Annotated in this window: 26 protein-coding genes; 14 read left to right on the top strand and 12 right to left on the bottom strand. The window is 63.8% G+C overall.

What is annotated here, in order from left to right; all coding sequences use genetic code 11:
• Positions 1-77: 77 nt before the first annotated feature.
• Complete coding sequence (locus AACH87_RS02220) at positions 78-848, top strand: hypothetical protein (protein ID WP_338797099.1); 771 nt, start codon at positions 78-80, stop codon at positions 846-848.
• Between the two features lie 119 nt (positions 849-967).
• On the opposite strand, the gene AACH87_RS02225 is transcribed toward AACH87_RS02220, so the two are convergent.
• Positions 968-2413 (bottom strand): DUF1501 domain-containing protein, encoded by a 1446-nt coding sequence (locus AACH87_RS02225; RefSeq protein WP_338797100.1) that lies wholly within the window; start codon positions 2411-2413, stop codon positions 968-970.
• A gap of 23 nt (positions 2414-2436) precedes the next feature.
• Entirely contained in the window at positions 2437-4512 is a 2076-nt protein-coding gene (locus AACH87_RS02230; protein WP_338797101.1) for a DUF1800 domain-containing protein, read from the bottom strand.
• Between the two features lie 375 nt (positions 4513-4887).
• Between AACH87_RS02230 and AACH87_RS02235 the strand changes: the two genes are divergently transcribed.
• The 3 genes from AACH87_RS02235 (at position 4888) to AACH87_RS02245 (ending at position 6524) form a co-directional block, all read left to right on the top strand.
• Complete coding sequence (locus tag AACH87_RS02235; protein WP_338797102.1) at positions 4888-5106, top strand: CsbD family protein; 219 nt, start codon at positions 4888-4890, stop codon at positions 5104-5106.
• A gap of 142 nt (positions 5107-5248) precedes the next feature.
• Complete coding sequence (locus tag AACH87_RS02240) at positions 5249-5842, top strand: hypothetical protein (RefSeq protein ID WP_338797103.1); 594 nt, start codon at positions 5249-5251, stop codon at positions 5840-5842.
• A gap of 157 nt (positions 5843-5999) precedes the next feature.
• The gene (locus AACH87_RS02245) at positions 6000-6524 is read left to right on the top strand and encodes a hemerythrin domain-containing protein (protein WP_338797104.1); all 525 of its coding nucleotides are present in this window, start codon (positions 6000-6002) and stop codon (positions 6522-6524) included.
• Between the two features lie 33 nt (positions 6525-6557).
• Here the strand turns inward: AACH87_RS02245 and AACH87_RS02250 are convergent, their stop codons facing one another.
• Together AACH87_RS02250 and creD are read right to left on the bottom strand one after the other, a co-directional pair.
• Positions 6558-6902, bottom strand: coding sequence for a hypothetical protein (locus AACH87_RS02250; protein WP_338797105.1), 345 nt, complete (start codon positions 6900-6902; stop codon positions 6558-6560).
• Positions 6899-8359, bottom strand: coding sequence for a cell envelope integrity protein CreD (creD, locus tag AACH87_RS02255; protein ID WP_338797106.1), 1461 nt, complete (start codon positions 8357-8359; stop codon positions 6899-6901). Before creD ends, AACH87_RS02250 begins: the two co-directional genes overlap by 4 nt.
• A 231-nt stretch (positions 8360-8590) precedes the next feature.
• Here creD and AACH87_RS02260 point away from each other — a divergent pair, with 231 nt between their 5' ends.
• Complete coding sequence (locus tag AACH87_RS02260; RefSeq protein ID WP_338797107.1) at positions 8591-8734, top strand: hypothetical protein; 144 nt, start codon at positions 8591-8593, stop codon at positions 8732-8734.
• 68 nt (positions 8735-8802) lie between these two features.
• Here the strand turns inward: AACH87_RS02260 and creC are convergent, their stop codons facing one another.
• From creC to AACH87_RS02280, 4 genes are all read right to left on the bottom strand, one after another.
• Positions 8803-10263 carry a two-component system sensor histidine kinase CreC gene (creC, locus tag AACH87_RS02265; protein WP_338797108.1) on the bottom strand — a complete coding sequence of 487 codons (1461 nt, stop codon included), beginning with the start codon at positions 10261-10263 and terminating at the stop codon, positions 8803-8805.
• Positions 10264-10336: 73 nt separating this feature from the next.
• Entirely contained in the window at positions 10337-11044 is a 708-nt protein-coding gene (locus tag AACH87_RS02270; protein WP_338797109.1) for a winged helix-turn-helix domain-containing protein, read from the bottom strand.
• Positions 11045-11193: 149 nt separating this feature from the next.
• The gene (locus AACH87_RS02275; protein WP_338797110.1) at positions 11194-11829 is read right to left on the bottom strand and encodes a MarC family protein; all 636 of its coding nucleotides are present in this window, start codon (positions 11827-11829) and stop codon (positions 11194-11196) included.
• A gap of 53 nt (positions 11830-11882) precedes the next feature.
• Complete coding sequence (locus AACH87_RS02280; protein WP_338797111.1) at positions 11883-12629, bottom strand: SDR family oxidoreductase; 747 nt, start codon at positions 12627-12629, stop codon at positions 11883-11885.
• A gap of 54 nt (positions 12630-12683) precedes the next feature.
• On the opposite strand from AACH87_RS02280, the gene AACH87_RS02285 reads away from it, so the two are divergent.
• The gene (locus AACH87_RS02285) at positions 12684-13373 is read left to right on the top strand and encodes a dienelactone hydrolase family protein (RefSeq protein ID WP_338797112.1); all 690 of its coding nucleotides are present in this window, start codon (positions 12684-12686) and stop codon (positions 13371-13373) included.
• Positions 13374-13460: 87 nt separating this feature from the next.
• Entirely contained in the window at positions 13461-14408 is a 948-nt protein-coding gene (locus AACH87_RS02290) for an amidohydrolase family protein (RefSeq protein WP_338797113.1), read from the top strand.
• Positions 14409-14430: 22 nt separating this feature from the next.
• Here AACH87_RS02290 and AACH87_RS02295 read toward each other — a convergent pair whose 3' ends face one another.
• From AACH87_RS02295 to hemB, 4 genes are all read right to left on the bottom strand, one after another.
• Complete coding sequence (locus AACH87_RS02295; RefSeq protein ID WP_338797114.1) at positions 14431-16050, bottom strand: methyl-accepting chemotaxis protein; 1620 nt, start codon at positions 16048-16050, stop codon at positions 14431-14433.
• Between the two features lie 560 nt (positions 16051-16610).
• Complete coding sequence (locus tag AACH87_RS02300) at positions 16611-17342, bottom strand: glutamine amidotransferase (protein WP_338797115.1); 732 nt, start codon at positions 17340-17342, stop codon at positions 16611-16613.
• Between the two features lie 55 nt (positions 17343-17397).
• The gene (locus tag AACH87_RS02305; protein WP_338797116.1) at positions 17398-18528 is read right to left on the bottom strand and encodes a magnesium transporter CorA family protein; all 1131 of its coding nucleotides are present in this window, start codon (positions 18526-18528) and stop codon (positions 17398-17400) included.
• A 179-nt stretch (positions 18529-18707) separates the two neighbouring features.
• The gene (gene hemB, locus AACH87_RS02310) at positions 18708-19715 is read right to left on the bottom strand and encodes a porphobilinogen synthase (protein ID WP_338797117.1); all 1008 of its coding nucleotides are present in this window, start codon (positions 19713-19715) and stop codon (positions 18708-18710) included.
• A 420-nt stretch (positions 19716-20135) separates the two neighbouring features.
• On the opposite strand from hemB, the gene AACH87_RS02315 reads away from it, so the two are divergent.
• The 7 genes from AACH87_RS02315 (at position 20136) to rpsG (ending at position 25329) form a co-directional block, all read left to right on the top strand.
• On the top strand, positions 20136-20564 hold the full coding sequence (locus AACH87_RS02315; RefSeq protein WP_338797118.1) for a CopD family protein: 429 nt from the start codon (positions 20136-20138) through the stop codon (positions 20562-20564).
• Positions 20565-20585: 21 nt separating this feature from the next.
• The gene (locus tag AACH87_RS02320) at positions 20586-21695 is read left to right on the top strand and encodes a VanZ family protein (RefSeq protein ID WP_338797119.1); all 1110 of its coding nucleotides are present in this window, start codon (positions 20586-20588) and stop codon (positions 21693-21695) included.
• Between the two features lie 9 nt (positions 21696-21704).
• Positions 21705-22064 carry a (2Fe-2S) ferredoxin domain-containing protein gene (locus tag AACH87_RS02325; RefSeq protein ID WP_338797120.1) on the top strand — a complete coding sequence of 120 codons (360 nt, stop codon included), beginning with the start codon at positions 21705-21707 and terminating at the stop codon, positions 22062-22064.
• 77 nt (positions 22065-22141) lie between these two features.
• On the top strand, positions 22142-22792 hold the full coding sequence (locus AACH87_RS02330; protein ID WP_338797121.1) for an alpha/beta fold hydrolase: 651 nt from the start codon (positions 22142-22144) through the stop codon (positions 22790-22792).
• Positions 22793-22950: 158 nt separating this feature from the next.
• Positions 22951-24126, top strand: coding sequence for a D-alanyl-D-alanine carboxypeptidase family protein (locus AACH87_RS02335; protein WP_338797122.1), 1176 nt, complete (start codon positions 22951-22953; stop codon positions 24124-24126).
• Positions 24127-24303: 177 nt separating this feature from the next.
• Positions 24304-24681: a 30S ribosomal protein S12 gene (rpsL, locus tag AACH87_RS02340; protein WP_015012185.1), complete on the top strand. Its 378-nt coding sequence runs from the start codon at positions 24304-24306 to the stop codon at positions 24679-24681.
• 174 nt (positions 24682-24855) lie between these two features.
• A complete protein-coding gene (rpsG, locus tag AACH87_RS02345) occupies positions 24856-25329 on the top strand; it encodes a 30S ribosomal protein S7 (RefSeq protein ID WP_338797123.1) in 474 nt (157 codons plus the stop codon).
• The last annotated feature ends 135 nt before the right edge of the window (positions 25330-25464 follow it).

Genomic DNA, 25464 nt, shown 5'->3' on the forward strand with positions numbered 1-25464 from the left:
GGCCTGCCTGCGCTGTCGTTGGCAGGCCGTTAACATTGCCCCACTCGAAAACCACTACTACATGAGAGAGGGAACCCATGTTCATCGTCTGGGGGCGGAAACTCGTCCATCGCAAGCTGGGCCACGTGGCCGATTTCTGTCCCATTTGCCGCAAGCCGCGGCCTTTTGTGCTGCAGCGCATCGGGTCTGCCGGGCACGTGTACTACATCTCGGTCGGTGAGGGCGCTTTGGTGGGGTTTGAGCGCACTTGCCTCAAATGCAACACCACCTTCAATGCCGAGCCCACCCATTACGCCAAGGTGGCTCCAAAGTTGTTGCCCTGGAACGATCTGGTGCGCCAGACGTTTCCGACGCTGCATGAGGCGTGGGCTGACCGGTTGGCGCTGGAGCAGCAGGTGCTCAGCAACCCGCACAGCCTGTCTGCACAAGACCGCCATGCCCTGATACGCAGCCCGTTCCTGCTGCTCTCCCCCAAGGTAGAGCAACGGTTTGCGTCTACGCATCTGGACAAAGAGGTGGTCTTTGCCCTGATCGGCGCCATTGTGTTGTTGATGACGGTGCCACCTGTGGCTGGCAAGTTCATGTCGGATGCACCAGAGAGAGGTTTGCTGGTTGCTTTGCTGGCAGGGGGTGCCTTGGTGGGGTGGCAAATCTACCAGTCCAGCAGGCGCTTCATGCGCAGACAAATATTGCCCGTGCTGGCCCGCAGCCTCATGCCGTTGAAACCCACCCCAGGCGAATTGCAGGCGGTGGTGTCGGAGTTGAAGTCGTTGCGGCACAAGATGGGCTCGAAGCTTCACCTGCCTGACCTGTATGCGCAGATGAAGCAGCGCAAGACGGCCGCCTGAGGTAGCGGTTCTTCTCGGTCTGCGCCCTGCCCCCATGGCTTTTTGTATCGGAATGCCGCAGACAAAAAAGCCCGGCTGCACCGGTGGCGCAGCCGGGCTCAGAGCCCATGCCAGCAGGGTTATGCGGTCATGAACCCGAGGTCGGTAGGGTAGTCGGCACTGCCAAAGTTGCGCAGGTTGGGCAGCACGCCCGCCAGTTCGGTGTTGCTCACGCCAAACCACTTGGCCAGGGTGGCTGCGTATTGGTCTACCGAGGTGCTGGGCAGCAGGCGGCCCTGGCCCACGTGCCACTGGTCGTTGGCATCGGTGGTGTTGCCCACGCTCACGGGCGGTGCCTTGCCGTAGAAGGCCTTGCCTTTGACTGCGCCGCCCACCATCAGGTGGTGGCTGCCCCAGCCGTGGTCTGACCCGTCGCCGTTGGAGCTGAGGGTGCGGCCAAAGTCGGATGCGGTGAAGGCGGTGACCTGGTTGGCCACCCCCAGCTCCACCGTGGCGTCATAGAAGGCGCTCATGGCTTCGCTCACGCGCTTCATCAGGGTGGGTTGCTGCGAGATGAGGTTGTCATGCAGGTCAAACCCGCCCAGCGACACCATGAACACCTGCCGCTTGGTGCCCAGCGTGCTGCGCGCGCCAATCAGGCGGGCCACCATCTTGAGCTGGTCGGCCAGCGAGTTGTTGGCGGGGAAGGCGGTGGCCAGGGTCACGCCTGCCAGCCCGGCGGTGATTTGCGATTCGGCCGTGACGGCGCGGGCGGTGACGCGGTTGTATTCGTTCTCCAGCACCTGCGTGCTGGTCTGCTGGATGAGCGAGGTGAGCGCGCTGCGCACGGCGGCCGAACCGTTGACGTTGCCCTTGACGCCATTGATGGCGATGGCCCCGCCCGTGCTGACCTGATAGGACAGCGCCGAGTCGCCCGACAGGAACACGGCGTTGCCCGTGACCGATACGCAGGTGAACAGCGAGTTGGTGTTGGAGGACAGCGCCAGATCGCCCAGGTTGCCACCCCAGCCCACGGTGGAGCCTTCAGGCGATGAGGATTGCCAGATGGACTGCTGGTCGTTGTGCGAGAACAGCTTGGGCGGCAGGGGGTACAGCGTGCGATTGCTGCTGTTGTATTGCGCGCGGGTCAGGGGCACCACCAGTGGGCCCACGTTGAGCTGCACGGCGGCCTTGCCTGCGTTGAAGAGGCCCGCCATGCCGGTCATGGCGGGGTGCAGCGCGTACTGGCGGCCTCCGGCCAGGGCTGTGGTGGGGTTCAGCAGCGTGGCGGCCAGGTCGGTCTTGGCAATGGCGATGCCCCCGCCGTTCTGGCCCGATCCGCCGCGGATGGTGGCGTACTTGTTGTAGCTGTCATCGTCGTAGGTGATGACGGTGTTGGCGTAGTCGTTGCCGCCGTACAGGAACACGCACACCAGCGCCTTGTAGTCGGTGGCGGTGAAGGCAGCGGCTTCGCCCATGGCGGCAAGGTTCAGCGCAAAAGGCAGGGCGGTGCCCGCCATGCCCAGCTGGGCAGAGCGGCGCAGAAAGGCACGACGGCTGTGGAGTTCGGGTTGGATGAGGTGCATGGTGGCCTTCTCTCTTTGCCTCGTTATTTCTGGATGAGGTACTCGGCCGAAGCCATGACCAGCAGCACCGCAGAAGCGATGCGGTTGAGCTTGACGGCATCGGTACTGGTGGCAGTGACGGCGGTGGCCTTGAGCGCGTCGGCAATCAGCTTCACGGTGGCCGCAGAGAGTTGGCCCGCACACATCAGCAGGTTGATGCGTGCCACCAGCGCATCGGCATCGGTCACGATGGCCATCTCGTTGGGGTACAGCGTCTTGATGTCGTAGCCGTTGTTGGTGTTGCTGCCGTTCTCGGGCAAGTTGGGGGCGTTCACATAGATGCCGTTGCGGGTCACGCTCTGCATGTAATTGAGGTAGCCACCCACGCTGCTTTCGTTGACGAGCTGGAACTCTGGCGCCACCTGCCCGGTGCTCGCCAGCGCAGTGGAAGGCGGCACATAGCCGGGGCGGAAGAAGTTGAACACCGAGGGTGAGCGCAGCGGGCTTTGCGACAGGCGCGAGCCCGCGCTGCTGGTGTCGCCAATCTTCCAGCTGCCGTACTGCGATGTGACCCCGAAGGTGCGCGCCCATTGCACCAGGCGCAGCATGGGCTCGCGCAGCTTGCCGAAGCTGGGCTTGGTCAAGCCTGCAGGCTCGCGGGCCTCGTCGTCCATCAGGATGGCCATGATGACGGCCTTCATGTCGCCCCGCACGCCAGCGCCGTTGTTGTTGAAACGTGCGGCAACGCGACTCACGTAGGCGGGCGACGGGTTGCTGGTGACCAGTCGCTGGATGAGCTGCTTGCCGATGAACGGGCCCACGTTGGGGTGGTTGAAGATCGTGTCCAGCGCTGTCTTCAGTGCAGCGGCACCTGGGGTGCTGGCTGCAATGGTGGTGCCCAGAAACGTGGCGGCCAGCGTGGAGTGCAGTGATTCCTTCAGCACCATGGGCAGGCGGGTGAAGTGGATGCTGGGCACCGTGCGGGTGCTGTTGGGGACCGTGGCGGGTACGTTCTGCGACATGTCGTAGTCGTACCCCGTGAATACCCGGGCCAGGTTGGTGATGTCGGACTGCGTGTAGCTGTCGATGGGCTTGCCCGAGCCGTCGGTTTTGGGCGTGCCATCCTGGTTCAGCTCCACCAGACCAATGGACATCAGCTGCAGAATTTCGCGGGCGTAGTTCTCGTCGGGCTGGCGGCCGGTAGCGGCGTTTTCTTTCTGGTTACCGCGCGTGTTCAGGTAGTAGCCCATGGCGGGGTTCAGGGTCACGTCCTGCAGCACCTGGCGGTAGTTGCCAAAGGCGTTGGCCACGAGCTGATCCCAGTAGTGGGCGATGGCATGGCTGCGCCAGCTCAGGTCCAGTCCGCTGAGCGATACCACGCAGATCTCGGACAGCGCCAGGGCCACGCGCTTGCGCAGCCCGTCAGACGAAGTCATGAGCTGCGACCAGATCATGCAGTCGCCGGGGTAGGTGTTGTCGTAGAAGTTGGTGGTGTCTGAGACGGCAGAGTAGCCGCGCTGGTTGAGCCAGTCCCACCCGGTGGTGCCAATGGGCTGCGCAAACTGCGCATTGATCCAGGCCTCGTACCCCTGGTTGCGTACGCTGGCGATGTCGCCAGGGGATGCATGGAACTGGGCCTGCAGCAGAAAGCGGGCCGCTTCCTGGTCCGTTGCCGCGGTTTTGTAGGTGTAGTTGCTGGGGGCAGGAGATGGCGAAGGGCTTGGGCTTGGGCTTGGGCTGGGTGCTGGCGAGGGGCTAGGGGATTGTGTTGGTGTCGGCGCTGGGCTAGGGGCGGGAGATGGTGAAGGGCTCGGAGATGGTGTCGGCGCAGGCGTGGGACTTGGTGAGGGTGAAGGCGCAGCCGGATTGCCCGCCGGTGGTGCTGGGGTAGGTGTAGGGACCGGGGTGGGACTGGGTGTTGCAGGTATGGCCGTGGGGCTGTCGCTCCCCCCGCCACCGCAGGCGGCCAAGGCTACGCTGGCCATCAATGCGGCGAGCGACGGGCGAACAATGTGACTCGCGCTTTCCTCCGCTCCAAGCGCAACAGGTGTGGATGGATGGGGGCCCTCAGCTTCCTCTGCCGCTGCACAAAGCAGAGGCTCCTCATAAGTTGTTGTCATGGTGTGACTCATCGTGGAGTGATGCAGCGAAGTGTAAAAAACAAGACCATGTGCAGCATTGCCAATGTGTGAGCAATCGCTACTTTTGTTGCTTAGGCGTTTGTTCGAATAGGACTTGGTCCACGCATCGTTAAACGTTTGTGAACCCCGCAAAGCGCGGCTGACATTAATGCTCAGCTCCTTTGAAGGCCGCAAAAAGCATTCCATCGCGTGCGCTTTGTCCGGCACGCCAGTAGTCCGGCACTGACGATGCAACCCTGGACCGGCCTACGCCCTGCGGCCGCGTTGCTTTCTACAGTCACTTCCATCGCTGCACGCAGAGGTTCCGCACACACCGGGTGGATGGCTGCAGTGACGAAGAAAAGGATGCACGCCATGAACGAACAACGCATCGAAGGCAACTGGAAGCAATTCAAGGGCAAGATGCTCGAGCAATGGGGCAAGCTGACCGACGACGACTTTGACCAGATGGCTGGCCGTCGCGAGCAGTTTGTCGGCAAGCTCCAAGAGCGCATGGGCCTGGCCCGTGAAGCGGCTGAGCGGCAACTCAAGGATTGGGAAACCCGCAACCCGTCTTTCCGGTTTACGGACTGACGTCCACATGGCCCATGGCTACCAAAACATTACCCAAAACGGGTTAACCCAGCCATGGGCTCCACATTCCTTTCGTACGTCCCTTCAGACATGTCGGCGCACTTGCGACCGGCCATTCACAACACTTTTGAGGAGAAAAACCATGCAATTTCGTCACCACATCAGCCGCAATCTCATCGCCCTGTCTGTCACCGCTCTGCTGGGCACCTCGGCCCTGGCCATGACCCAGGCCGAGTACAAGGCTGCCAAGGACCAGATCAGCGCCGACTACAAGGCCAACAAGCAAAAATGCGATGGCATGCAAGGAAATGCCAAGGACATCTGCATGAAGGAAGCCAAGGGCAATGAGGACGTGGCCAAGGCCGAGCTGGATGCCAAGTACAAGCCCAGCGACCGCGCTTCCTATAAAGCCCGTGTAGCCCGCGCAGATGCTGACTATGCCGTTGCCAAGGAAAAGTGCGATGACCAGACCGGCAATGCCAAGGACGTGTGCGTGAAGGACGCCAAGGCCGCCCATGTGGCTGCCAAGGAAAACGCCAAGGTTGCCCGTGCTGCGAACAAGTCTGAACCGAACCCCACAGAGCACGCAGCCAACGTGGCCGAAGCCCGCAAGGATGCCGCCGCCGAGAAGAACGATGCCAGCTACGCCGCCGCCAAGGAGCGCTGTGACGCCCTCTCGGGTGACGCCAAGTCCAAGTGTGTGGACGACGCCAAGCGCGCGCACATGAAGAACTGAGGCAGATTGCCGCAACGCGTGCAGGGCTGACGCAGCACTGCCGCGCCGGTAATTTGTTACCAAACGAAAGCTTGCCCGCCGCCTTGCTGACCTGCATCAAGGCGGCGGGCGGCTTTGTGCCTAAGCTGCCATTTTTTGTCATCACCAAGGAACAAAAATGGCTGCACTCGAATGGTCGGACGCGCTCGCGCTGGATCTGCCGCTCATGGACGACACGCACCGCGAATTTGTGGAGCTGCTTGCCCAGGTAGAGCAGGCAGACGATGCCACCGTGGTGCAGCAGTGGCAGGCGCTCATCACGCATACCGAGCACCACTTCGGCCAGGAAGACGACTGGATGGCCGCCACCCGCTTTGCATCGGGCAACTGCCACAGTACCCAGCACAAGGTGGTGCTGCAGGTGATGCGCGAAGGCATCGTGCGCGCCCAGCAGGGCGATCTCCAGCCCATCCGCATCATGACGGGCGAACTGGCGCTGTGGTTTCCACAGCATGCACAAACCATGGATGCCGCCCTGGCGCTGCACCTGCGCCGCGTGGGCTTTGACCCCGCCACCGGCCAGGTGCATGCACCCGATGCGCTGCCCGGCGAGCTGATCCACGGCTGCGGGGGCAGCAGTTGCTCCGACCAAGCCACAGCGACGCAAGCCACTGACACCGCCGAAGCCGCTGCAGTGGCTTGATGCTATTGAAAGAATAGCTGTCTGCGCTTATTTTTAAAGCCCTGCAGGCCAAAATGAGCCTGATTTGGGTATGCCTGCGTGCAGCGCCACCATGCGCCAGGCCAATTCCCGCAGCGCACGCCGCAGGGGCGCAGGCGCTGCGCAACCATAGGCAGCCGTCAGCACCGCCTGCTTGGCGGTGCGCAGGGCCTGTCGATCCTGCTGGGCCAAGGCCTGCCACAGCGCCCGGCGATGCCGGTTGAGCTGAAGCTGCTCGACCCCCGCCAAACCTGCGCACCAGGGCGGTGTGGCGGGCAAGTCGCTGTGGGGTGAGCATGTTGCGCCGGTGCTGGTGTCAATTGGCTCACAGTGCAGGGCGGGGGTCATGGTGGGGCTCATGGCGCATCCTTGGGCGATGGGGAGGCATCCTGCGCAGGTGCGACCGTTCTGCGGTGCGCTGCGGTTGGCGGGACCGGGCGTTGTGGGGTTGCACTCAGCCCGTACCAGTTCACCTTGCGCGTCAGCACCATCACCGTAGCCAGCACCAGGAACAGCGCAATCGACCCCACGGCCAGCGCAGTCTGCTCCAGTTGCAGCAGCACATACAGCAGGCCATACAGCAGCCCAATGCCCAGGCCCATGGGCAACCCACGTGCCAGCCCGCCCAGCATGTGGCTGGCGTAGTAGCCCAGCAGCAGCACGCAGGCGGTCGCTGCCGCCAGGTACGACCAGCCAAACGGCAGGTGTTCAGACAGGCTCACCAGCAGCAGGAAGAAGCTGCACAGGGCGGCCCCCACCAGCAGGTATTGCACCGGGTGCACCCGCAGCCGCTTCATCAGTTCGAACAGGCCCACCGCCACAAAGGTGAGGCCGATGAACAGCAACCCATACTTGGTCGCCCGGTCCGCCAGTGTGTAGGGATTCACCGGGTCTACAAACGCCACGCTGAAGCTGTCGGCGCAGTCACGCGGCATGGTGCCTGCAGGGGTGTATTCCGCAGGGCTGTCGTCGTAACCGGCGGTGCAGATGCGTTTGCCGCCCTGCACATCCTGCTGGGCGGTGGTGGCCAGCGACGAGAGCCGCCACTGGGCCGTAAAACCTTCAGGCCCCCAGGTGCGCTCGGAGGGCAGGAAGCGGCCGGTGAAGGAGGGGTGCGGCCAGCCGCCCGCCATCTTCACCTCGGTGTTGCCGCCCAGCGGCACGATGGCCAGGCGCTCGGTGCCCACCAACTCCAGGTCCATGGCCAGCGTCAGGGGCTCGGTACGGCCGCGCACGGCCTCTGGCAATACGGCGTGCAGGCCGCGGCTGTAGGTGGGGTGGAAGGTGCCCGGCTTGAGCGTGAGGGCCTGCTCGTCCAGCACCATCTGCGCGGTGCGAATACCGCGCGCATCGCCCACCGCCACCATCACGATGGGGGCGCCGCACTGCAGGCGTGAGCCCTTCACAGTGCTTTGCGCCGTGAGGCCTGGCAGCCCTGCCCACTGGGCCGTGAGGTGGGCCTTGAGGTTGTAGGTGTTGACCTTGTGCAGGCCGCGCGAGCGCTCTGCCATGCCCACGCTGGAGCGCACCTGCAGCTGGTCTGGCATGGCGGTAAGCAGAAATTCGCGTCGCTGCTCGGTGGTGCGGCGCTCCTCGCCCTTGCCTGATTCCACGTCCCAGGTTTCCACGCAAGCGCTGTGGATCATGGGGCCCATCAGCGTCTGCTGGCCCGCCAGGCTATCGGCCACGCTTTGGGCGGTGAGCGTGCGATAGCGCTGGCGGTCGCGCACCACATCTTCAATCTGGCCCAGGCCTATCAGCAGCAGCACCAGCACAACGCACAGGGCTGCCAGTTTGGTGATCAACGGGTGTTTCAAAAGACTCCTCCTTGGGGTGAACATAGGGAGGGAGTTTTGGAGCGGGGCGTGATGCAGCGATGAAGTTTGTGAAGCGGGTGTGAAGTGTTGAGCGGCTGTCATGAAAACGCGCTGTTGACTGACGCCAAACCGTCACACAGCCGAGATAGCCTTGGAGCCTGTTGACGAGCCCTTGGGAGATCGTCAACAGGCTCTAACTGTTACTGTTACAACCCCGCTCAGAGGCAAGCCATGTTTTCAAAACTGTTTGGCTGGACGAATCTGTTGGATGCGCTGCTGGATGACCTGTTTGACGAACAGCGATGGGGCCTGGATCTGCCCGGGCAGGACTGCCTGTGCACTGATGAGTGGCTTGCACTGGCGGCTCAGGACTGACCTTCAAAAGGTAATGCGCGGCTCGCTGCAATACCGCGTGCAGCGCCGTGCAGAGCTTCGGCAAGCTCTTAAGCGTGGTCGGGCTGCAAATCCAGCTCCACCCGCAACCCCGGCTGGGTATTGCGCACCTGCATGCGCCCACCGTGCAGCACCATCACCCGCTGCACGATCGCCAGCCCCAGGCCCGATCCGCTGCGTTCGCCGCCCGGTCTGGCGGTGGTAAAGAACCTTTCACCCAGGCGCGGTAGCGCAAAGCCGGGCACGCCGGGGCCTTCGTCCTGCACGGCCACTACCGCGCCGTCCAGCTCCACCCGCACCGTGCTGCCGGGGGGCGCAAAGTCAATCGCGTTGTCCAGCAGGTTGCCAATGGCCAGGGTGATCAGTTCTGCCTCCCACGGGCCGCTGTGGCCCTTGCCCCTGAGCACCAGGGCCAGGCCGCGCTGCGCCGCACGGCCCTGCGTGTGGGTGATGGCGGCAGCGGCACAGTCGTGCAGCGCCACGGGGGCACGGCCTTCGGCGTGCTGGCGCTGTTCCAGTTTGCTCAGCTCCAGCAGCCGGTCAATCAGCCGCTGCAGGCGTTCGCTTTGCTGCACCACCTGCAGGGCAAATTCGGTGCGGTCTGCGGCGGGCAGCTCGTCTTGCAGCAACTCGCCCGCGCCGCGTATGGCGGCCACGGGGCTCTTGAGTTCGTGCGTGAGGGCGCGCACATAGCCCTCGATGTAGTCGCGCCCTTCCAGCCGGGCGCGCATGCGGTCCATGGCGCGGGCCAGGTCGCCCAGTTCGCCCGGCACCTCGGGCACCGCCAGGGGCTGGGTGGCGCTCTTGCCGATGGAGCCCTCGGCATCTGCAGGGCCTTGCACGCTTAGGGCGTAGTCGCGCAGGCGGCGCACGTTCCACACCATCCACAGCGTCACGCCCACACCCACGGCGGCAGACAGGGCCAGCAGCAACAGCCCGCCCATGAACACCTTGCGCTCGGCCCGGTCGATAAAGCGCTGCACCGTGCGCGTGGGCTTGGCCACCGTCAGCACCCCGGCAATGCGCTCGTCCACATAAATGGGCGCGGCCACATGCATCACACCGCTGGTGTCATCGCTCTCCACCTCGCGGGTGGAGCGGGCTCCGTACTCGCCGCGCAGGGTGCGGGCCACGTCGCGCCACTGCGAATAGTCGGCCCCCACGGCGTGGTTTTCAGAGTCAAACAGCACCCGGCCCTGGTGGTCGGTGACATAGATGCGGTAGTCGAGCGACTGCTTGGAAAACCCCCAGATGCCCGCATCAATCGGCCGCGTGGCGTAGTGCCGCACGCGCTGGGCAAAGCGGCTGTGGCTGGCATCGCGCGCCAGTTGCCCGCTGGCAAGGTCATCGCTGGCCAGTTCGGCCAGGATGTTGGCCGTGTCCACCATCATGTCTTCCATCACCTCACGCACGCTGGGCTTGATCTCGGCCATGAACACGCGCAGCACAAAGAACGCGGCAATGCCGTTGATGAGGAAGAAGGCGAACAGCAGCCGGATGCCCAGGCGCATGGGTTATGCAGCCTTTCTATAAAAATGATAGCTGCCTGCGCTTGTAGGATAAGCGCTAGCGGCTGATTTGGCTTTAAATGTCAAGGCAGTAGCCCATGCCCCGGTGCGTGCTGATGTACTCGCAGCTGGCATCCAGCTCGCGCAGCTTGGCTCGCAGGGTTTTGATGTGGGTGTCCACCGTGCGGTCGGTGCTCTCGCTGTCGTCTCCCCAGGCGGCGGCCAACAGCGCATCGCGTGAATGGATACGGCCCGCCCCCCGCAGCAGGTGCGACAGCAGCCGGTATTCGCGCCGCGTGAGCGGCAGCGCCTGCCCATGCAGGGTGATGCGCTGGCCTGCCTCGTCGTCCACAAAGGGTGTGGCTGCCACCGCGGCGGGGGCAGGCGCAGGCATGGCAGCGCGGCGCAGCAGGGCCTTGATGCGGGCAGCCAACTCGCGGGGGCTGAAGGGTTTGGCCAGGTAATCGTCCGCACCCAGCTCCAGGCCCAGCACGCGGTCCAGCTCCTCGCCCCGAGCGCTGAGCATCAGCACCGGCGTGGCCTGGCGCAGCCGCAGGGCCGCAGCGGCTTGTCCATGGCGCACGTCGCGCAGCAGGTCCAGCCCATTGCCATCGGGCAGGCCCACATCCAGCACGAGCAGGTCAAACGGGTGGCGCTGCATCTGCTGGCGCGCGTCCTGCACCAGCAGGCAATGCGTTACCTGCAGGCCGTCGCGCTCCAGCGTGTAGGCCACGGTGCGGGCGATGGCGGGGTCGTCTTCCAGCAGTAGCAGCTTGGCGTGCATGCCTCGATCATCCGTTGCGTTGGGCGAGAGCAGTGGCGCATGACACTGGCGCGCCCCCAGCCCGAAACGCCAAGCAAGGGCCGTCCCGCAGCGAGGGCGTTGTCCCCTTGGGGGGAAGGCGCCGAAGGCGACTCAGGGGGGCTCCCATATCAGCGAGCAACCAGTACCGGGAACAGCTTGCCCAGGCCATCGGCCATCACCTCTACCGCCAGGGCGGCCAGGATCAGGCCCATGAGGCGCGTCATCACGTTGATGCCGGTTTTGCCCAGCACGCGGGCAATCGGGTCTGCCAGCGAAAAGCACAGGGCCGTGGCCCCAGCAATCACCACCCCATAGCCCACCAGGGCAGCGTGTTGCCAGAAGGTTTGCGCACGGTCGGCATAGATCACCACGGTGGACATGCTCGCCGGCCCGGTGAGCAACGGAATGGTAAGCGGCACCACGGCAATGCTGCTGCCCGCGGCGGCCTTTTCTGCGCCTTCCTCCAGCTCATGCGTCATGGGCTTGGCCTCGGCAGGCTGGGCGTTGAGCATGTTCATGGCGCTGATGAGCAGCAGCATGCCGCCGCCCACCTGAAAGCTCTGCAGCGAGATGTTGAAAAAATCCAGAATCTGCAGGCCCAGCAGGGCACAGGCCGCAATCACGCAAAAGCACGCCAGGGTGGCTGTCTGGATGGTGCGGCGGCGCTGCGCGGGCGAGAAGTCCTGCGTGTAGTGAATGAAGAACGGGACGATGGCCAGCGGGTTCACGATGGCCAGCAGGGTGATGAGTGGTTTCAGGTCCATGGCAGTTCTCCGTATTCACTCGATTGTTTTTTGAAAAGGTCTTGAACAGATGCTCAGCGCCCACCCGACACATCCACCAGCGACATGGTCGTGTAGTGTGACGCGTCTGACATGAGCCACACAATGGCCTGTGCCACTTCCTCGGCCGTGCCTCCGCGCTGCATGGGCACCTGGTGGGCCAGGTCGCGCACCCGGTCGGGCAGGCCACCGCTGGCATGGATATCGGTCTCGATCAGCCCCGGGCGCACGGCGTTCACGCGGATGCCCTCGGCTGCCACCTCGCGCGCCAGGCCGATGGTGAAGCTGTCTATCGCCCCTTTGCTGGCAGCGTAGTCCACATACTGGTGGGCCGAGCCCAGCCGCGATGCGGCGCTGGACACATTGACGATGGCACCGCCCGTGCCGCCGCGCCGGGTGCTCATGCGGCGCACGGCTTCGCGCGCGCAGACGATGCTGCCAATCACATTGGTGTCGAACATGCGGCGCAAGCGCGCAACGCTCATTTCATCCACCCGGGCTGTCACATCCACCACCCCGGCGTTGTTCACCAGCGCTGAGATGCGGCCCAGCTGCGCGTCCACCGCGGCAAACATGGCCAGCACCTGGTCTTCGTGCGCCACATCGGCCTGCACGGCCATGGCGCGGCCTCCATGGGTCTGGATCTGCTCCACCACGGCATGTGCTGCCGCTGCGTTGGCGTGGTAGTTGACGGCCACGGCCCAGCCCTGCCGGGCGGCCAGCAGGGCGGTGGCAGCGCCAATACCACGGCTTGCCCCGGTGATTAAGACGATCTTGTCCATGGAATGCTGTCTCCTGCAAGAATGGCGCATTGGAACAGTTTTCAGGAGCAAAACATGGGTCAATTTGTCGATTTGAAGTCTTCCGATGGTTTTGTGCTGCCCGCCTGGGTGGCTGAGCCCGATGCCGCTCCCCGCGGCGCCGTGGTGGTGCTGCAGGAAATCTTTGGTGTCAACTCCCACATCCGCGCCGTGGCCGACCGCTTTGCGGCGCGCGGATATCTGGCCGTGGCGCCTGCCACCTTCCACCGCGTCCAGCCCGGAGTGGAGCTGGGCTACACCGCGGATGACATGCAGGCAGGCATGGGCCTCAAAAGCGCGGTAGAGGCGCTGCCCGCTCCTGGCGTCATGCCCGACATCCAGGCCGCCATTGACTACGCCGCCCAGCGCAGCGGTCGCAAGGTGGGCATCGTGGGTTTTTGCTGGGGCGGCTTGCTGACCTGGCGTGCTGCCTGCACGCTGACAGGGCTGTCTGCCGCAGTGCCTTACTACGGCGGTGGCATGACCACACCGGAAGAGGCCGCCCGCCAGCCGCTGGTGCCGGTGCTGGCCCACTTTGGCGAGCGCGACCACTGGATTCCGCTGGACAGCGTGCAGGCCTTTGACCGCGCCCAGCCCGGCGTGGAAGTGCATGTGTACCAGGCCGACCACGGCTTCAACTGCGACCAGCGCGGCAGCTACGACGAAGCCGCCGCCATGGCCGCCCGCGACCGCACGCTGGCGTTCTTCGACAAGCATTTGGGCTGATGGCCCCAGGCATGGCCCGCAGCCTCCACGCTGCGTGGCTGTGCCCGTCAAAGCAGGGTGGGGCATCGCATTCAACCGGGGGGCGCCATGGCCAGCTGCATTCCAAAATTCAAGCCTTTTTGGCCTCTAGCGCCCTTCTATAAAGCGCTGGCAGCTATTTATTTAATAGCATTTGCCAGCCTGCTCCACGCGGCCGACTACACCGGACCGCTGTTTGACGCCCACCTCCACTACAACGAAGAAGCCTGGAACGGCAGCACAGGGCCGCATCCGCCCGCCGATGTGCTGGCGCGCATGAAGGCCAGCGGGGTGCGGGCCATCGTGGCCAATTCGCGGCCCAATGCAGGCTCGCTGGCGCTGGCGGCCCTGCCCCAGATGCGCGAGGCGGGCATCGCTGTGGTGCCCTTTGTGCGTCTGTATCGCACCCGTGCCGACTACACCGGCTGGCCCCGCGACGAATCCATTTACGACATGGTGCTGGCCGAACTGGCGCGCGGCACCGCAGCGGGCCCGTACCGTGGCCTTGGTGAATTCCACCTGTATGACAGTGCCGATGCCAACGGCCCGGTGGCCCGCAAGCTGATGCAACTGGCCGAGCAGCGCCGCCTGGTGGTGCTGGCGCATGTGGACGATGTGGCGATTGACCTGCTGATGGCGCACACCGCCAGCCAGGGGCAGTCGGTGCGCCTCATCTGGGCCCACACGGGCATTGGCGGCGTGCCGGTTGCGCGGGTCGATGCGCTGCTGGCCCGCTACCCCGGCCTGGTGGGCGAGCTGTCGTACCGCCCCGGGCTGGTGTGTGAAGGTGGGCAACTGTGCCCTGAGTGGCGCGCGCTGCTGCTCAAGTACCCCAGCCGCTTTGTGATGGGCTCAGACACCTGGGTCAACCAGCGCTGGCAACACTACGAGGCGCTGATGCGGGACTACCGCACTTGGCTGGGTGGCCTGCCCGCCGATGTGGCCCAGCGCGTGGCCTGGGGCAACGCCGCCGCGTTGTTCGGGGTGGCAGCTACGGGCCCGGAGCGCAAGAACTGAGCGCAGCGGCTGTGGTACAGCCTCAGGCCGCCGTGAGCTGTCGCTGCGCTGGCAACTGGCTCTGCATGGGGCTCGGTGCAGGGCGGCGCAGCGGCGCTGAGCTGTCAGCCACCTTGAAGGTGGACGCAGCCTGCGCCAGCCGGTAGGCCTGTTCACGCAGGCTTTGCGCGGCAGCGGCAGACTCTTCCACCAGCGCGGCGTTTTGCTGGGTGGCCTGGTCGAGCTGGGCGATGGCGTCGTTCACCAGGGCAATGCCGTCAGATTGCTCGCGGGCGCTGGCGGCAATGTGCGCTATCACCTCCGTCACCCTTTGCACCGAGCTGACGATGTTCTGCATGGCGGCCCCGGCGTTGTGCACAAGCTGCGTGCCTTCACCCACCTTCTCCACGCTGGTGGAGATCAGGCCCTTGATTTCCTTGGCCGCTTCGGCGCTGCGCTGGGCCAGGCTGCGCACTTCGCCCGCCACCACGGCAAAGCCACGGCCCTGTTCACCGGCGCGGGCCGCTTCCACCGCTGCATTCAGCGCCAGGATGTTGGTCTGGAAGGCGATGCCATCGATGGTGCCGATGATGTCTGCAATGCGGCGCGAACTGGTGTGGATGTCTTCCATCGTCTCCACCACCTGGGCCACGATGCTGCCGCCTTGCGATGCCACCTCGGCGGCTGACGAAGCCAGCGTGCTGGCGGTGCGGGCGGCCTCTGCCGACTGTTGCACGGTGGCCGTGAACTGCTCCATGGACGAAGCCGTCTGCTGCAGATTGGCGGCCGTGTGTTCGGTGCGCGAAGACAAGTCTTGCGTGCCCCCCGCAATCTGGTCACTGGCGCTGGCAATCTGGTCGCCCGCGCTGCGGATCTGTCCGATCACCGAGGCCAGCGAATGCTGCATGTCTGCCAGGGCCCGCAGCAGGTGGCCAGTTTCGTCCTGGCGGGTGCTCATGACGTTGCTGGTCAAGTCGCCACTGGCAATGGTGTCCGCGACGGCCACCGAGTCGCTCAGGGGGCGTGTGATGCTGCGGGTGATGGTCACGGCCAGCACCATGCCCAAACCGCAGGTGATGGCCCCCAGGGCAATCAGCCAATAGCGGGCCTTGTCGTTGGCTTCCTTGATGGGGGCGGCCGATTGGTCCAGCGCCTTGCGCTGCATCTCCATCAGCGCTTCCACACCTGCCATGTATTGCTTGGCTGCGGGCACAAAGCGCGATTCCAGTTGCGCATCGGCCTGTGCGTGCTGGCCTTCGTGGCGCAGGCGGTTTACGTCGTCGCGCGCTGCGGTGTAGTTCTGGCGCAGCGCACTGATGTCCTTGAACAGGGCGCGCTCGGTGTCGGTCTGCATCAGCTTTTCCACCTTGGTCTGAATATCTGTGGTGGTACTGGCCGAGAGTTTTTGTTCTTCGGCAAAGTAGCTGGACAGGGATGCATCGCTGCTTTTGGCGATGGCAGTGGTGCGGCGCACCGCGGTGTGGATCAGGCGATACCAGTCGCTGATCAGACGTTCTTTGGCCAGGGGCTGTTCAATGACGGCCTGGGTGGACACCGAGGCTGTTTGCAGTTGCCACACCCCGAGCAGGGTGCCCAGCAAAGACAGGGCGAGCAGCATGCCGAAGCCCAGGGAGAGACGCTTTCCGATGGCAATTTGATTCATGAGACAGGTTCTTCGAGAAAGTGCCGCCACGGTCGGTGGCGGGTTTGCTGGCGTTGCCGGGTAAGACTTGAGCCAGCCGTTACAGGGCGTGTTGCCCACTGCGCGGGGCGGTTGTGCCGTCCCAACGGGGCGGGATCACCACGGTCGGTCGGGTACACCGTGGGTGTAAGGGCGGTGCCTTGCTCCACACGTCTGGGGGGCGATGAACTTCCAAGCCCAGGTCTCACGGCTGGTGATGGTGGGCCAGTGGCGGCTGGCGCATGGAAGAGGGTGCAAATTCATGCCGGGAGAGATCCCGGCGACCGATAAAAGCCTCAGGATCTGCAGTTCGTAGTGGTTACGAATTGCAACACCGCTGGGTCGGGGGCACATTGATTTTGGTCAACTCTGGGCTTGTGCCCTGTGTGCCCTACGTACTCCAGGTAGAAGGTGGACCCCTGCGAACTGCGGGTCCCCTGACTGTGTGTGCTCGCGGCTGCAGCCTTTGCGGTGCAATGGCCGCGTATCTTTGACGCTGGTGGCCTCTGAGCTCTTAGCGCAGCTGAGCCGCGCCAAGTCACTCAGTCCTGCCAGGCTGCAGACCGCTCGCACAGCCGCGCAAACCGTGCCAGCAGACCGTTGGACAGCGCCGTCTCCTGCACCGCAGGGCAGGGTTGGCCTGCAGGCAGCGTGGGTGCCAGATGCTCCACATAGCCCTGCATCGCGGCGGCGTTGAATTCGGGATGGAACTGAACACCCCAGGCGTGCCGCCCCACGCGGAATGCGTGGTGGGGCTCGTGGGCGTTGGCGGCCAGATGGGCGGCGTTGGGTGGCAGCGTGCGCACCGTCTGGGCATGCACCACATGGGCATGCAGGCAAGTGGGCAGGCCGCTGAACAGGGCGTCAGCCTGCGCTGCCGGGGTGAGGTGGACATCGACCGTGCCCAGTTCCAGACCGCCAGGGTGGTAGCCCACTTCGCCCCCCAGGGCATGGGCCAGCAACTGGTGGCCGTAGCAAATGCCCAGCACGGGCGTGCCGTGTGTTACCAGTGCTTGAAGCCAGGGCACCAGGGCTTCGCTCCACGGTTCTCGGTCAGACACCATGGCGTGGCTGCCGGTGAGGATGACCCCTGCAAGTGCAGCCGGAGCGGGCAGCGCAGGGAGCTTGCGCGCGTCCAGCACCTGTAGGGGCAGGGTGGTTTCGCCCAGCCCTGCCGCCACCCATTGCTCAAAGTCGCCCATGGTGCGGGTCAGCGTATCGAGGGTGTCGCCGGTTTTGACGATGAGCAGGGGCAATGCGGGTGTGGCGTGCATGAGGGATGGAGGGATGGAAGGCTTGTGATCACTGCTGGCCTGCCCTGGCGCTCCGTCAGGACTGCCCGGTGCGGGCCAGGTAACGCTTGCGCCAGAACAGCAAGACCAGTGCAAGTGCAATCAGGATCATCGAGCCCACGGCCCACCAGAAGCCATCCGACTTGTGGATGAGCGGAATGAATTCGAAGTTCATCCCGAAGATGCCCGCAATCAGGTTCAGCGGCAAGAACACGGCGGTGAGCGCCGTGAGGGTGCGCATGATGTCGTTGGTGCGGTTGCCCTGCACCGAAAAGTGCATCTGCACGGCGGTTTCGGTGCTTTGCTCCAGCCTGCGCACGTGGTGCACCACGCGCTCAATGTGCTCCAGCACGTCACGGCTGCGCACTTTGAGCAGGTCCAGCTCGCGCTGTGCGGCGGGTGATTCGGGCTGAGCCCAGGTTTCCAGCGCGTCAATCCAGTCTTGCACGGCACTGCGCTGGTCTTCGCAGATTTCGTCGAGCTGGTGCAGCGACAGGCGTGCGTCCAGCAGCGAGCTCCAGTTCACATGTCTGGCACGGGGCTTGAGCAGTTCGGTTTGCCAGTGGTCGAGCTGGCGGGTCAGTTCGCGGCGCAGGTCCAGATAGCCGTCCACCATCATGTTGACCACACGCAGCATCAGGTCGGCCGGGCTGGCGGGCAAGCGTGAGCCAGGAATCGGATTGGTGCGGCCTTCGCGCGGGTCGCCTGGGGCCGTGGCCAGCAGTTTGCCTGCGTAGGCATCGCGCACGGCGCAGTCGCTGGGATGCACGGTGAGCAGCACGTGGTCAAACACCGCAAAGCCCACGGGGCTGGTGTCGATGTGCCGCAGCACCAGCGGGCCGGTGGCTTTGCGGGGCGGGGTGGGCGTTGTGTCCGCAGGCTCGCCATCAGTCAAGGCATTGGAGGTGGCCAAACGCCTGAAGACAAGCAGGTCGTATTGAGACGTGTAGTCGTAATGCGAGGGCAGCTGGGCGTTGAGCAGGTCCGACACGTGCAGATCCACCAGCTGCAGGCCCGCCAGGGCTTGCAGTGCGGACTGAATCTCCAGCAGCCGGGCCTGGAACGCCGGGCGTGCCACGGCAATCCACAGGAACCCCTGGCTGGGCGGCTGCGTGGGCAGGTCGGCCAGTTCGGTCACGCCCTGGCTCTGGATGTGGAAGATGCGCATGCAGGCCTGCGGAGTGTTCAATGAAAAATGCTTGTAGCGCTTTGAAGAGCGGCTAACACAACCCCCCTGGCGTTGTTGCTCCGTCTTGTCGTACTGCTTGTACTGCCTGCGACGGAACGCCTAGCCAGGGCCGCTTCGCTGGGTTGTCTTAGCCGCTCTAAATCAAGCGCAACCAGCTATTATTTTGATAGCTTACGAGCAATGTCGCGGGCAAAGTAGGTGAGCACCCCGTCGGCCCCTGCACGCTTGAAGGCGAGCATGCTTTCCATCATCACGGCATCGTGGTCCAGCCAGCCGTTGGCGGCAGCGGCCTTGATCATGGCGTACTCGCCGCTGACCTGGTAGGCGAACGTGGGCACCTTGAACTCGTCCTTCACGCGGCGCACGATGTCCAGGTACGGCATGCCGGGCTTGACCATCACCATGTCAGCGCCTTCGGCAATGTCCATGGCTACTTCGCGCAGGGCTTCGTCGCTGTTGCCGGGGTCCATCTGGTAGACGTTCTTGTCGGCTTTGCCCAAGGCACCACGGGTGCCCACGGCATCGCGGAAGGGGCCGTAGAAGCTGCTGGCGTACTTGGCGCTGTAGGCCATGATGCGGGTATGGATGTGCCCTTGCACCTCCAGCGCCTCACGGATGGCGCCAATGCGGCCGTCCATCATGTCGCTGGGGGCGACGATGTCCACGCCCGCTTCAGCGTGTGTCAGAGCCTGGGCGGTGAGGATTTCCACCGTCTGGTCGTTCAGGATGTAGCCGGTTTCGTCCAGCACGCCGTCCTGGCCGTGGCTGGTGTAGGGGTCCAGCGCCACGTCGGTCATCACACCCAGCTCCGGGAATTCCTTCTTGAGTGCGCGCACAACCCGTGGAATCAGTCCTTCGGGGTTGCGGGCTTCCTGGCCATCGGGGGTTTTGAGGGCCGGATCAATCGCCGGAAACAGCGCCATCACCGGGATGCCCAGCTTCACGCAGTCTTCTGCAACGGGCAGCAGCAAATCCAGGCTCAGCCGGTCCACGCCGGGCATGGAGGCCACAGCCTCGCGCTGCTGCTGGCCTTCGTGCACAAACACGGGATAGATCAGGTCGTTGACCGACACCGCGTGCTCGCGCACCAGCCTGCGCGTGAATGCGTCTCGGCGAAGTCGGCGTGGGCGGTTCTGGGGGAAGGGGGCGGGGGTTGGAAGGTGCATGCCGAAAATTGTGCCCCATCTTCCATGGAAGGCCTTGCGGTAGATGCAGCCTGCTTGCTGTGGAGCAGATGCGTGGGCTGTTCGCCAGCCCTTCTCGACATCCGCCGCTTTGCCAAATGCGCTCTGCCCCGGAGGGAGCGAAATGCCCGATCAAAGTATGGGTGTAATTACATACTGTTGCATTTATTTGGCATTAATGCTAAATTTGAAACCAGGTAGCTTGCTGCCTCCCGCTTTTTCCTCCCTGAGCGGGGCCTGCGATTGCTATACGCATGAGAGGCTTATCAGCCCGGCCTTTTGGTCGGGCTTTTTTTTGCCTTTTTTTGTTTTCTCTCGCAGATTTGCGTGTTCTGTTCGTGTGCGATGGGGCTTTTGTGCCACTTTGATAGCTGGGGCGTTGGGCGGCTTTAAACTGAACCCATGCTCTGGGTAAAAGCCTTTCACATCGTGTTCGTGGCCAGCTGGTTTGCGGGCCTGTTCTATCTGCCACGCATTTTTGTCAATCTGGCGATGGTGGCGCCCGACTCCACTGCCGAGCGTGAGCGGCTGCTGCTCATGGCGCGCAAGCTGTTGCGCTTTACCACTTTGCTCGCCGTGCCTGCCCTGGCGCTGGGCTTGTGGCTGTGGCTGGGATACGGCATTGGCCGCGGCCCTGGCAATGGATGGATGCACGCCAAGCTCACCGTGGTGTTGCTGGTGATTGGCTACCACCATGCCTGCAGCGTGCTGTTGCGCAAACTGGCCGATGGTCGCAGCCAGCGCAGCCACGTCTGGTTCCGCTGGTTCAATGAGGTGCCCGTGCTGCTGCTGCTGACAGCGGTGGTGCTGGTCGTCGTCAAGCCCTTTTGAAGCACACGGGAGGCCGCTGGCTTGCACAAGACATCAGCCTGGCCTCTGGCGGCGAGCTACGCCGCCCTGGTGGTGTTTGCCAGCCTGTTTCCTTTTGACGGCTGGCGGGCGCAGGGGGTAGACCCGTGGATGTTTCTGGTCGCCCCATTGCCGCCCAGGTACTGGACGGGGTTTGACGTCACCTCTAACCTGCTCGGTTACGCCCCCTTAGGCTTTCTGCTGGCCCTGGCCATGCTTCGGTCGGGTCAGACTCGACGATCGGTGCTCTGGGTGGTGCTGGCCGCGGCGCTGGCGGGCTCTGTGCTGTCGCTGTGCATGGAGTTTTTGCAGATCTACTTGCCGCGCAGAGTCCCTTCCAATCTCGATCTGGTGCTGAACGCCGGTGGCACCTTGCTCGGTGCTTTGGTTGCAGCGTTGCTGGAGCGGCTGGGTGCCATTGACCGGTGGAGCCACTTTCGAGAGCGCTGGTTTGTGCCGGACGCCCGGGGTGCGCTGGTGCTGATCGCCCTGTGGCCCATGGCGCTGCTGTTCCCGGCCGGGGTGCCGTTTGGGCTGGGGCAGGTGCTGGAGCGGCTGGAGGCAGCCGTAGAAAACGCGCTCCAGGACACGCCTTTCATCGAGTGGATGCCCTTGCGCGAAGCCGCGCTGGAGCCGCTGTCGCCCGGCGGCGAGGTGCTGTGCGTGATGCTGGGGCTGCTGGTGCCTTGCCTGCTGGGGTATTGCGTGATCCGCCATGTGGGCCGCCGTGCGGCCTTTGCGTTCACCGTGCTGGGGGTGGGGGTAGCGTTCACTGCGCTGTCTGCCGCGCTGAGCTGGGGCCCCAGCCACGCCTGGGGCTGGCTAGAGCAGCCGGTGCGCGTGGGGGTGTGGGCGGCAGCTGGGGCATCGGTGCTGTTGCTGATGCTGCCGCGCCGCGCCAGCGCTGCGGTGCTGCTGGTGGCCTTGGTGTGGCACCTGGCGTTGCTGAACCAAGCCCCCACCAGTGTGTACTTTGCGCAGACGCTGCAGGAGTGGGAGCAGGGCCGCTTCATCCGCTTTTATGGCGTGGGGCAGTGGCTGGGCTGGCTCTGGCCCTATGTGGCGCTGCTGTATGTGCTGGTGCGCGTCTCCCGCCGTGAACCTCAAACCTAAAATACCCCGATGAGCGAATCCACACCCCTGTCCCCCTCGGGCGCCGGCTATTACCAGCGCCATATCTTCTTTTGCCTGAACGAGCGCACCAATGGTGAGGACAGTTGTGCCCACCACAACGCCCAGGCCGGGTTCGATCACTGCAAGGCGCAGGTGAAGGCCGCCGGTTTGGCAGGCGCAGGCAAAGTGCGCGTCAACAAGGCGGGTTGCCTGGACCGTTGCGCGGGCGGGCCCGTGGCGGTGGTCTATCCCGAAGGAACCTGGTACACCTTTGTGGACAAGAGCGACATTGACGAAATCGTCGAGTCGCACCTGAAGAACGGCCAGGTCGTTGAACGCCTGGTGGTGCCGCCTGAAGTGGGCCGCTGAAGGCTTCTCTTTTTAAAGAAAATCTGCTCCTGGCGCTTGATGGATAAGCGCAGGCAGCTATTAAATAAATAGCAATTGTGAACTCCCAAACTGAACGTCTGGTGCTGCAGGGGGCTGCAGGTGCCATCGAGGCTGCGCGTGATACCGCAGCCCTGGCTGAGGGCGCAGCCCCCAAGGGCATCGCCGTGATCGCCCACCCCCATCCCCTGTTTGGCGGCACCATGGACAACAAGGTGGTGCAGACGCTGGCCCGCGCGTTTGTGCAATGCGGCTGGACGGCGGTGCGCTTCAACTTCCGTGGTGTGGGCGGCACCGAGGGCGTGCACGATGAGGGACGGGGCGAGTTGCAGGATCTGCTGTCGGTGATTGAGCAAGTTGCTCCCGCAGCGCAAGGCGCGCCCCTGGCGCTGGCCGGGTTCTCGTTTGGTGCCTTCGTCACCAGCCACGCCCTGGCCCAACTCTGGCCTCAGCGCGCCATCGAGCGTGCGGTGCTGGTGGGCACCGCTGCCAGCCGCTTTCAGGTGGCTCCCGTCCCACCAGAGGCGCACCTGCGCACCCTGGTGTTGCATGGTGAGCAGGACGACACGGTGGCGCTGTCTGCCGTCATGGACTGGGCTCGCCCGCAGACCCTGCCTGTGACGGTGGTGCCCGGTGGGGGTCACTTCTTTCACGGACAATTGCCCTTGCTCAAGAGCCTGGTCGTGCGGCACCTCCAGTCCGAAGTGTAAAAAGCGGTGACGTTCTGGCCGTTGGCGGAACCTCTGCGCTGCTGCGGAACTCTGCCTTGCACTTCCGCAAGGTGCCGGTCAAAGCCATCGCGCTGTGACCTTCCGCTTTTCCCGTTTTCAGTCTTTACGCAGCCGAAGGCTGCTCTCCTTTATCTCCCATGAAACCCATCCTGCCCGCTTTGCGATCCCTGGCCCTGTTTGCTGCCATTGCCCCTGCCGCCTTCGGCCCCGTGTGGGCGCAGCAAGCGCCGCAGCCGCCGGAAATTGCGGCCCGCACCTACATGCTGGTGGACGTGACGGCCAACCAGGTGCTGGCCGCCAAGGACATTGATGCGCCTGTGGAGCAGGCCTCCCTGACCAAGCTGATGACCGGTTATCTGGTTTTTGATGCGCTGCGTTCCAAGAAAATCACGCTGGAGCAGAAGTTTCCGGTCAGCGTGCGCGCGTGGAAGATGCCCGGATCGCGCATGTTCATTGACCCCAAGATGCAGGTGGCGGTGGATGACCTGCTGCGCGGCATGATCATCCAGTCGGGCAACGATGCCACCGTGGCGCTGGCCGAGGGCGTGGGCGGCACCGTCGAGAACTTCGTGAAGCTGATGAACGATCAGGCGCAGGCCTTGGGCATGAAGGGCACCAGCTATAAGAACCCCGAGGGCCTGACCGAACCCGGTCATACCACCACTGCGCGCGACCTGAGCATTCTGGCCACTCGGCTGATGAAGGATTTCCCGGAGTACATGCACTACTACGCGACCAAGCAGTACGCATACCCGGGCACTCCGGCCTCCAACGGCAATAACCGCAACATGCTGCTCTTCCGTGATCCCACGGTAGACGGCCTCAAGACAGGGCACACCGCTGCTGCGGGTTACTGTCTGGTGGCCACCGCCAAGCGTGACTTCCCGAACGTGGGTTCGCGCCGCCTGCTCTCCATCGTGCTGGGTGCCGCCAGCGAAAACGCCCGCGCCACGGAGAGCCAGAAGCTGCTCAACTGGGGCTACACCGCCTTCGATGCCGTCAAGCTGTTTGACGCCAATGCACCTGTGGCCTCGCCTGAGGTGTGGAAAGGCAAGGAAAGCATCCTGAAGATCGGCCGCCCCGAAGCCATCGTGGTCACAGTGCCAGCCGGTAGCGCGGGCAAGATCAAGACAGAAATTTCCCGTCCTGATCCGCTGGTGGCGCCTTTCACCAAGGGTCAGGCGGTGGGCACCCTCAAGGTGGTGCTGGGTGATCAGTCGCTCGCCGAAGTGCCTCTGGTGGCGCTGGAGGGGGTGGAGCAGGCGGGCATCATGGGCCGCGCCTGGGACGCGATCCGCCTCTGGATCAAGTAATCGAGGGCCGTTCATACCCTCGTCGTCCATACGGCGCGGCGGTGCAAGGATGCTGCAAAAAACAGCAGCGCTTGCCTCTGCCGCGCCAGACTGGTACATTAGAAGGCTTTTCGGAATTTCCGAAGGGATTCACGTTTTCGCTTTCACGAAGCAAATTCACGTTTAGGGACGTATTTCATGCCAACCATCAATCAACTGGTCCGTCAGGGGCGCGAGGTCGAAAAGACCAAGTCCAAGAGCCCTGCGATGGAAAACTCTCCACAGCGCCGTGGCGTGTGCACCCGGGTGTACACCACGACGCCCAAGAAGCCTAACTCCGCTCTGCGTAAGGTTGCCAAGGTGCGCCTGACCAACGGTTTTGAGGTCATCTCCTACATCGGTGGTGAAGGCCACAACCTGCAAGAACACAGCGTGGTGCTGGTTCGCGGCGGTCGTGTGAAGGACTTGCCAGGTGTGCGTTACCACATCGTCCGCGGTTCTCTGGACCTGCAAGGTGTGAAGGATCGTAAGCAGGCTCGCTCCAAGTACGGCGCGAAGAAGCCAAAGGCCAAGTAAGCCCTGGCCCTGCTGGTCTGAAGAATTTTCGGTGCTGTTTTTCCGCGTGGCGCGGAAGGTGCAGCGTAGTGACCCCAAACGCAGGTGTTCTGCGCGGGTCGAGTAAGTGGGAGTCCTGAATGGCTCTCGCGGTGTCTGAAAAGACGCCAACTGAAGCAAAGATAGAGGTAAAAAATGCCACGTCGTCGCGAAGTCCCCAAACGTGAAATCCTGCCGGACCCAAAGTTCGGTAACGTCGAGCTGTCCAAATTCATGAACGTGATCATGGAAGGCGGCAAAAAGGCGGTTGCAGAGCGCATCATCTACGGTGCCCTGGAACTGATCCACAAGAAGCACCCCGATAAGGATCCTCTGGAAGCCTTCACTGTTGCCATCAACAACGTGAAGCCTCTGGTGGAAGTGAAGTCCCGTCGCGTTGGTGGTGCCAACTACCAAGTGCCCGTGGAAGTGCGCCCTGTCCGTCGTCTGGCTCTGTCCATGCGCTGGATCAAGGAAGCCGCCCGCAAGCGCGGTGAAAAGTCCATGGCCCAACGTCTGGCCAACGAACTGCTGGAAGCCACTGAAGGCCGTGGCGGTGCCATGAAGCGCCGTGACGAAGTGCACCGCATGGCAGAAGCCAACAAGGCGTTCAGCCACTTCCGTTTCTAAGAAAAACGGCGATCGCCCTGTCGCAATGAGCAAGGCTGCTGGCATTTTTGCCTGCAGCCTTGTGGCGATTTCAGGTGGTCACAAAATTGACGGTTGCTGTAGCCACAATGGCTGCCCGTCTCCCAAGTAACACGA

The sequence above is a fragment of the Acidovorax sp. DW039 genome, from assembly GCF_037101375.1.
Lineage (GTDB): Bacteria > Pseudomonadota > Gammaproteobacteria > Burkholderiales > Burkholderiaceae_C > Acidovorax.

Excerpts from the sequence above, each read along its gene's own strand:
- AACH87_RS02300 (WP_338797115.1), bottom strand. The coding sequence starts at position 17,342 with ATGCACGCCACACCCGCATTGCCCCTGCTCATCGTCAAAACCGGCGAC.
- AACH87_RS02290 (WP_338797113.1), top strand. The coding sequence starts at position 13,461 with ATGGCCAGCTGCATTCCAAAATTCAAGCCTTTTTGGCCTCTAGCGCCC.
- AACH87_RS02240 (WP_338797103.1), top strand. The coding sequence starts at position 5,249 with ATGCAATTTCGTCACCACATCAGCCGCAATCTCATCGCCCTGTCTGTC.
- rpsG (WP_338797123.1), top strand. The coding sequence starts at position 24,856 with ATGCCACGTCGTCGCGAAGTCCCCAAACGTGAAATCCTGCCGGACCCA.
- creC (WP_338797108.1), bottom strand. The coding sequence starts at position 10,263 with ATGCGCCTGGGCATCCGGCTGCTGTTCGCCTTCTTCCTCATCAACGGC.
- AACH87_RS02220 (WP_338797099.1), top strand. The coding sequence starts at position 78 with ATGTTCATCGTCTGGGGGCGGAAACTCGTCCATCGCAAGCTGGGCCAC.
- AACH87_RS02275 (WP_338797110.1), bottom strand. The coding sequence starts at position 11,829 with ATGGACCTGAAACCACTCATCACCCTGCTGGCCATCGTGAACCCGCTG.
- AACH87_RS02245 (WP_338797104.1), top strand. The coding sequence starts at position 6,000 with ATGGCTGCACTCGAATGGTCGGACGCGCTCGCGCTGGATCTGCCGCTC.
- AACH87_RS02315 (WP_338797118.1), top strand. The coding sequence starts at position 20,136 with ATGCTCTGGGTAAAAGCCTTTCACATCGTGTTCGTGGCCAGCTGGTTT.
- hemB (WP_338797117.1), bottom strand. The coding sequence starts at position 19,715 with ATGCACCTTCCAACCCCCGCCCCCTTCCCCCAGAACCGCCCACGCCGA.
- AACH87_RS02295 (WP_338797114.1), bottom strand. The coding sequence starts at position 16,050 with ATGAATCAAATTGCCATCGGAAAGCGTCTCTCCCTGGGCTTCGGCATG.
- AACH87_RS02285 (WP_338797112.1), top strand. The coding sequence starts at position 12,684 with ATGGGTCAATTTGTCGATTTGAAGTCTTCCGATGGTTTTGTGCTGCCC.
- rpsL (WP_015012185.1), top strand. The coding sequence starts at position 24,304 with ATGCCAACCATCAATCAACTGGTCCGTCAGGGGCGCGAGGTCGAAAAG.
- AACH87_RS02270 (WP_338797109.1), bottom strand. The coding sequence starts at position 11,044 with ATGCACGCCAAGCTGCTACTGCTGGAAGACGACCCCGCCATCGCCCGC.
- AACH87_RS02305 (WP_338797116.1), bottom strand. The coding sequence starts at position 18,528 with ATGCGCATCTTCCACATCCAGAGCCAGGGCGTGACCGAACTGGCCGAC.
- AACH87_RS02325 (WP_338797120.1), top strand. The coding sequence starts at position 21,705 with ATGAGCGAATCCACACCCCTGTCCCCCTCGGGCGCCGGCTATTACCAG.
- AACH87_RS02335 (WP_338797122.1), top strand. The coding sequence starts at position 22,951 with ATGAAACCCATCCTGCCCGCTTTGCGATCCCTGGCCCTGTTTGCTGCC.
- AACH87_RS02250 (WP_338797105.1), bottom strand. The coding sequence starts at position 6,902 with ATGAGCCCCACCATGACCCCCGCCCTGCACTGTGAGCCAATTGACACC.
- AACH87_RS02235 (WP_338797102.1), top strand. The coding sequence starts at position 4,888 with ATGAACGAACAACGCATCGAAGGCAACTGGAAGCAATTCAAGGGCAAG.
- AACH87_RS02280 (WP_338797111.1), bottom strand. The coding sequence starts at position 12,629 with ATGGACAAGATCGTCTTAATCACCGGGGCAAGCCGTGGTATTGGCGCT.
- AACH87_RS02230 (WP_338797101.1), bottom strand. The coding sequence starts at position 4,512 with ATGACAACAACTTATGAGGAGCCTCTGCTTTGTGCAGCGGCAGAGGAA.
- AACH87_RS02225 (WP_338797100.1), bottom strand. The coding sequence starts at position 2,413 with ATGCACCTCATCCAACCCGAACTCCACAGCCGTCGTGCCTTTCTGCGC.
- AACH87_RS02260 (WP_338797107.1), top strand. The coding sequence starts at position 8,591 with ATGTTTTCAAAACTGTTTGGCTGGACGAATCTGTTGGATGCGCTGCTG.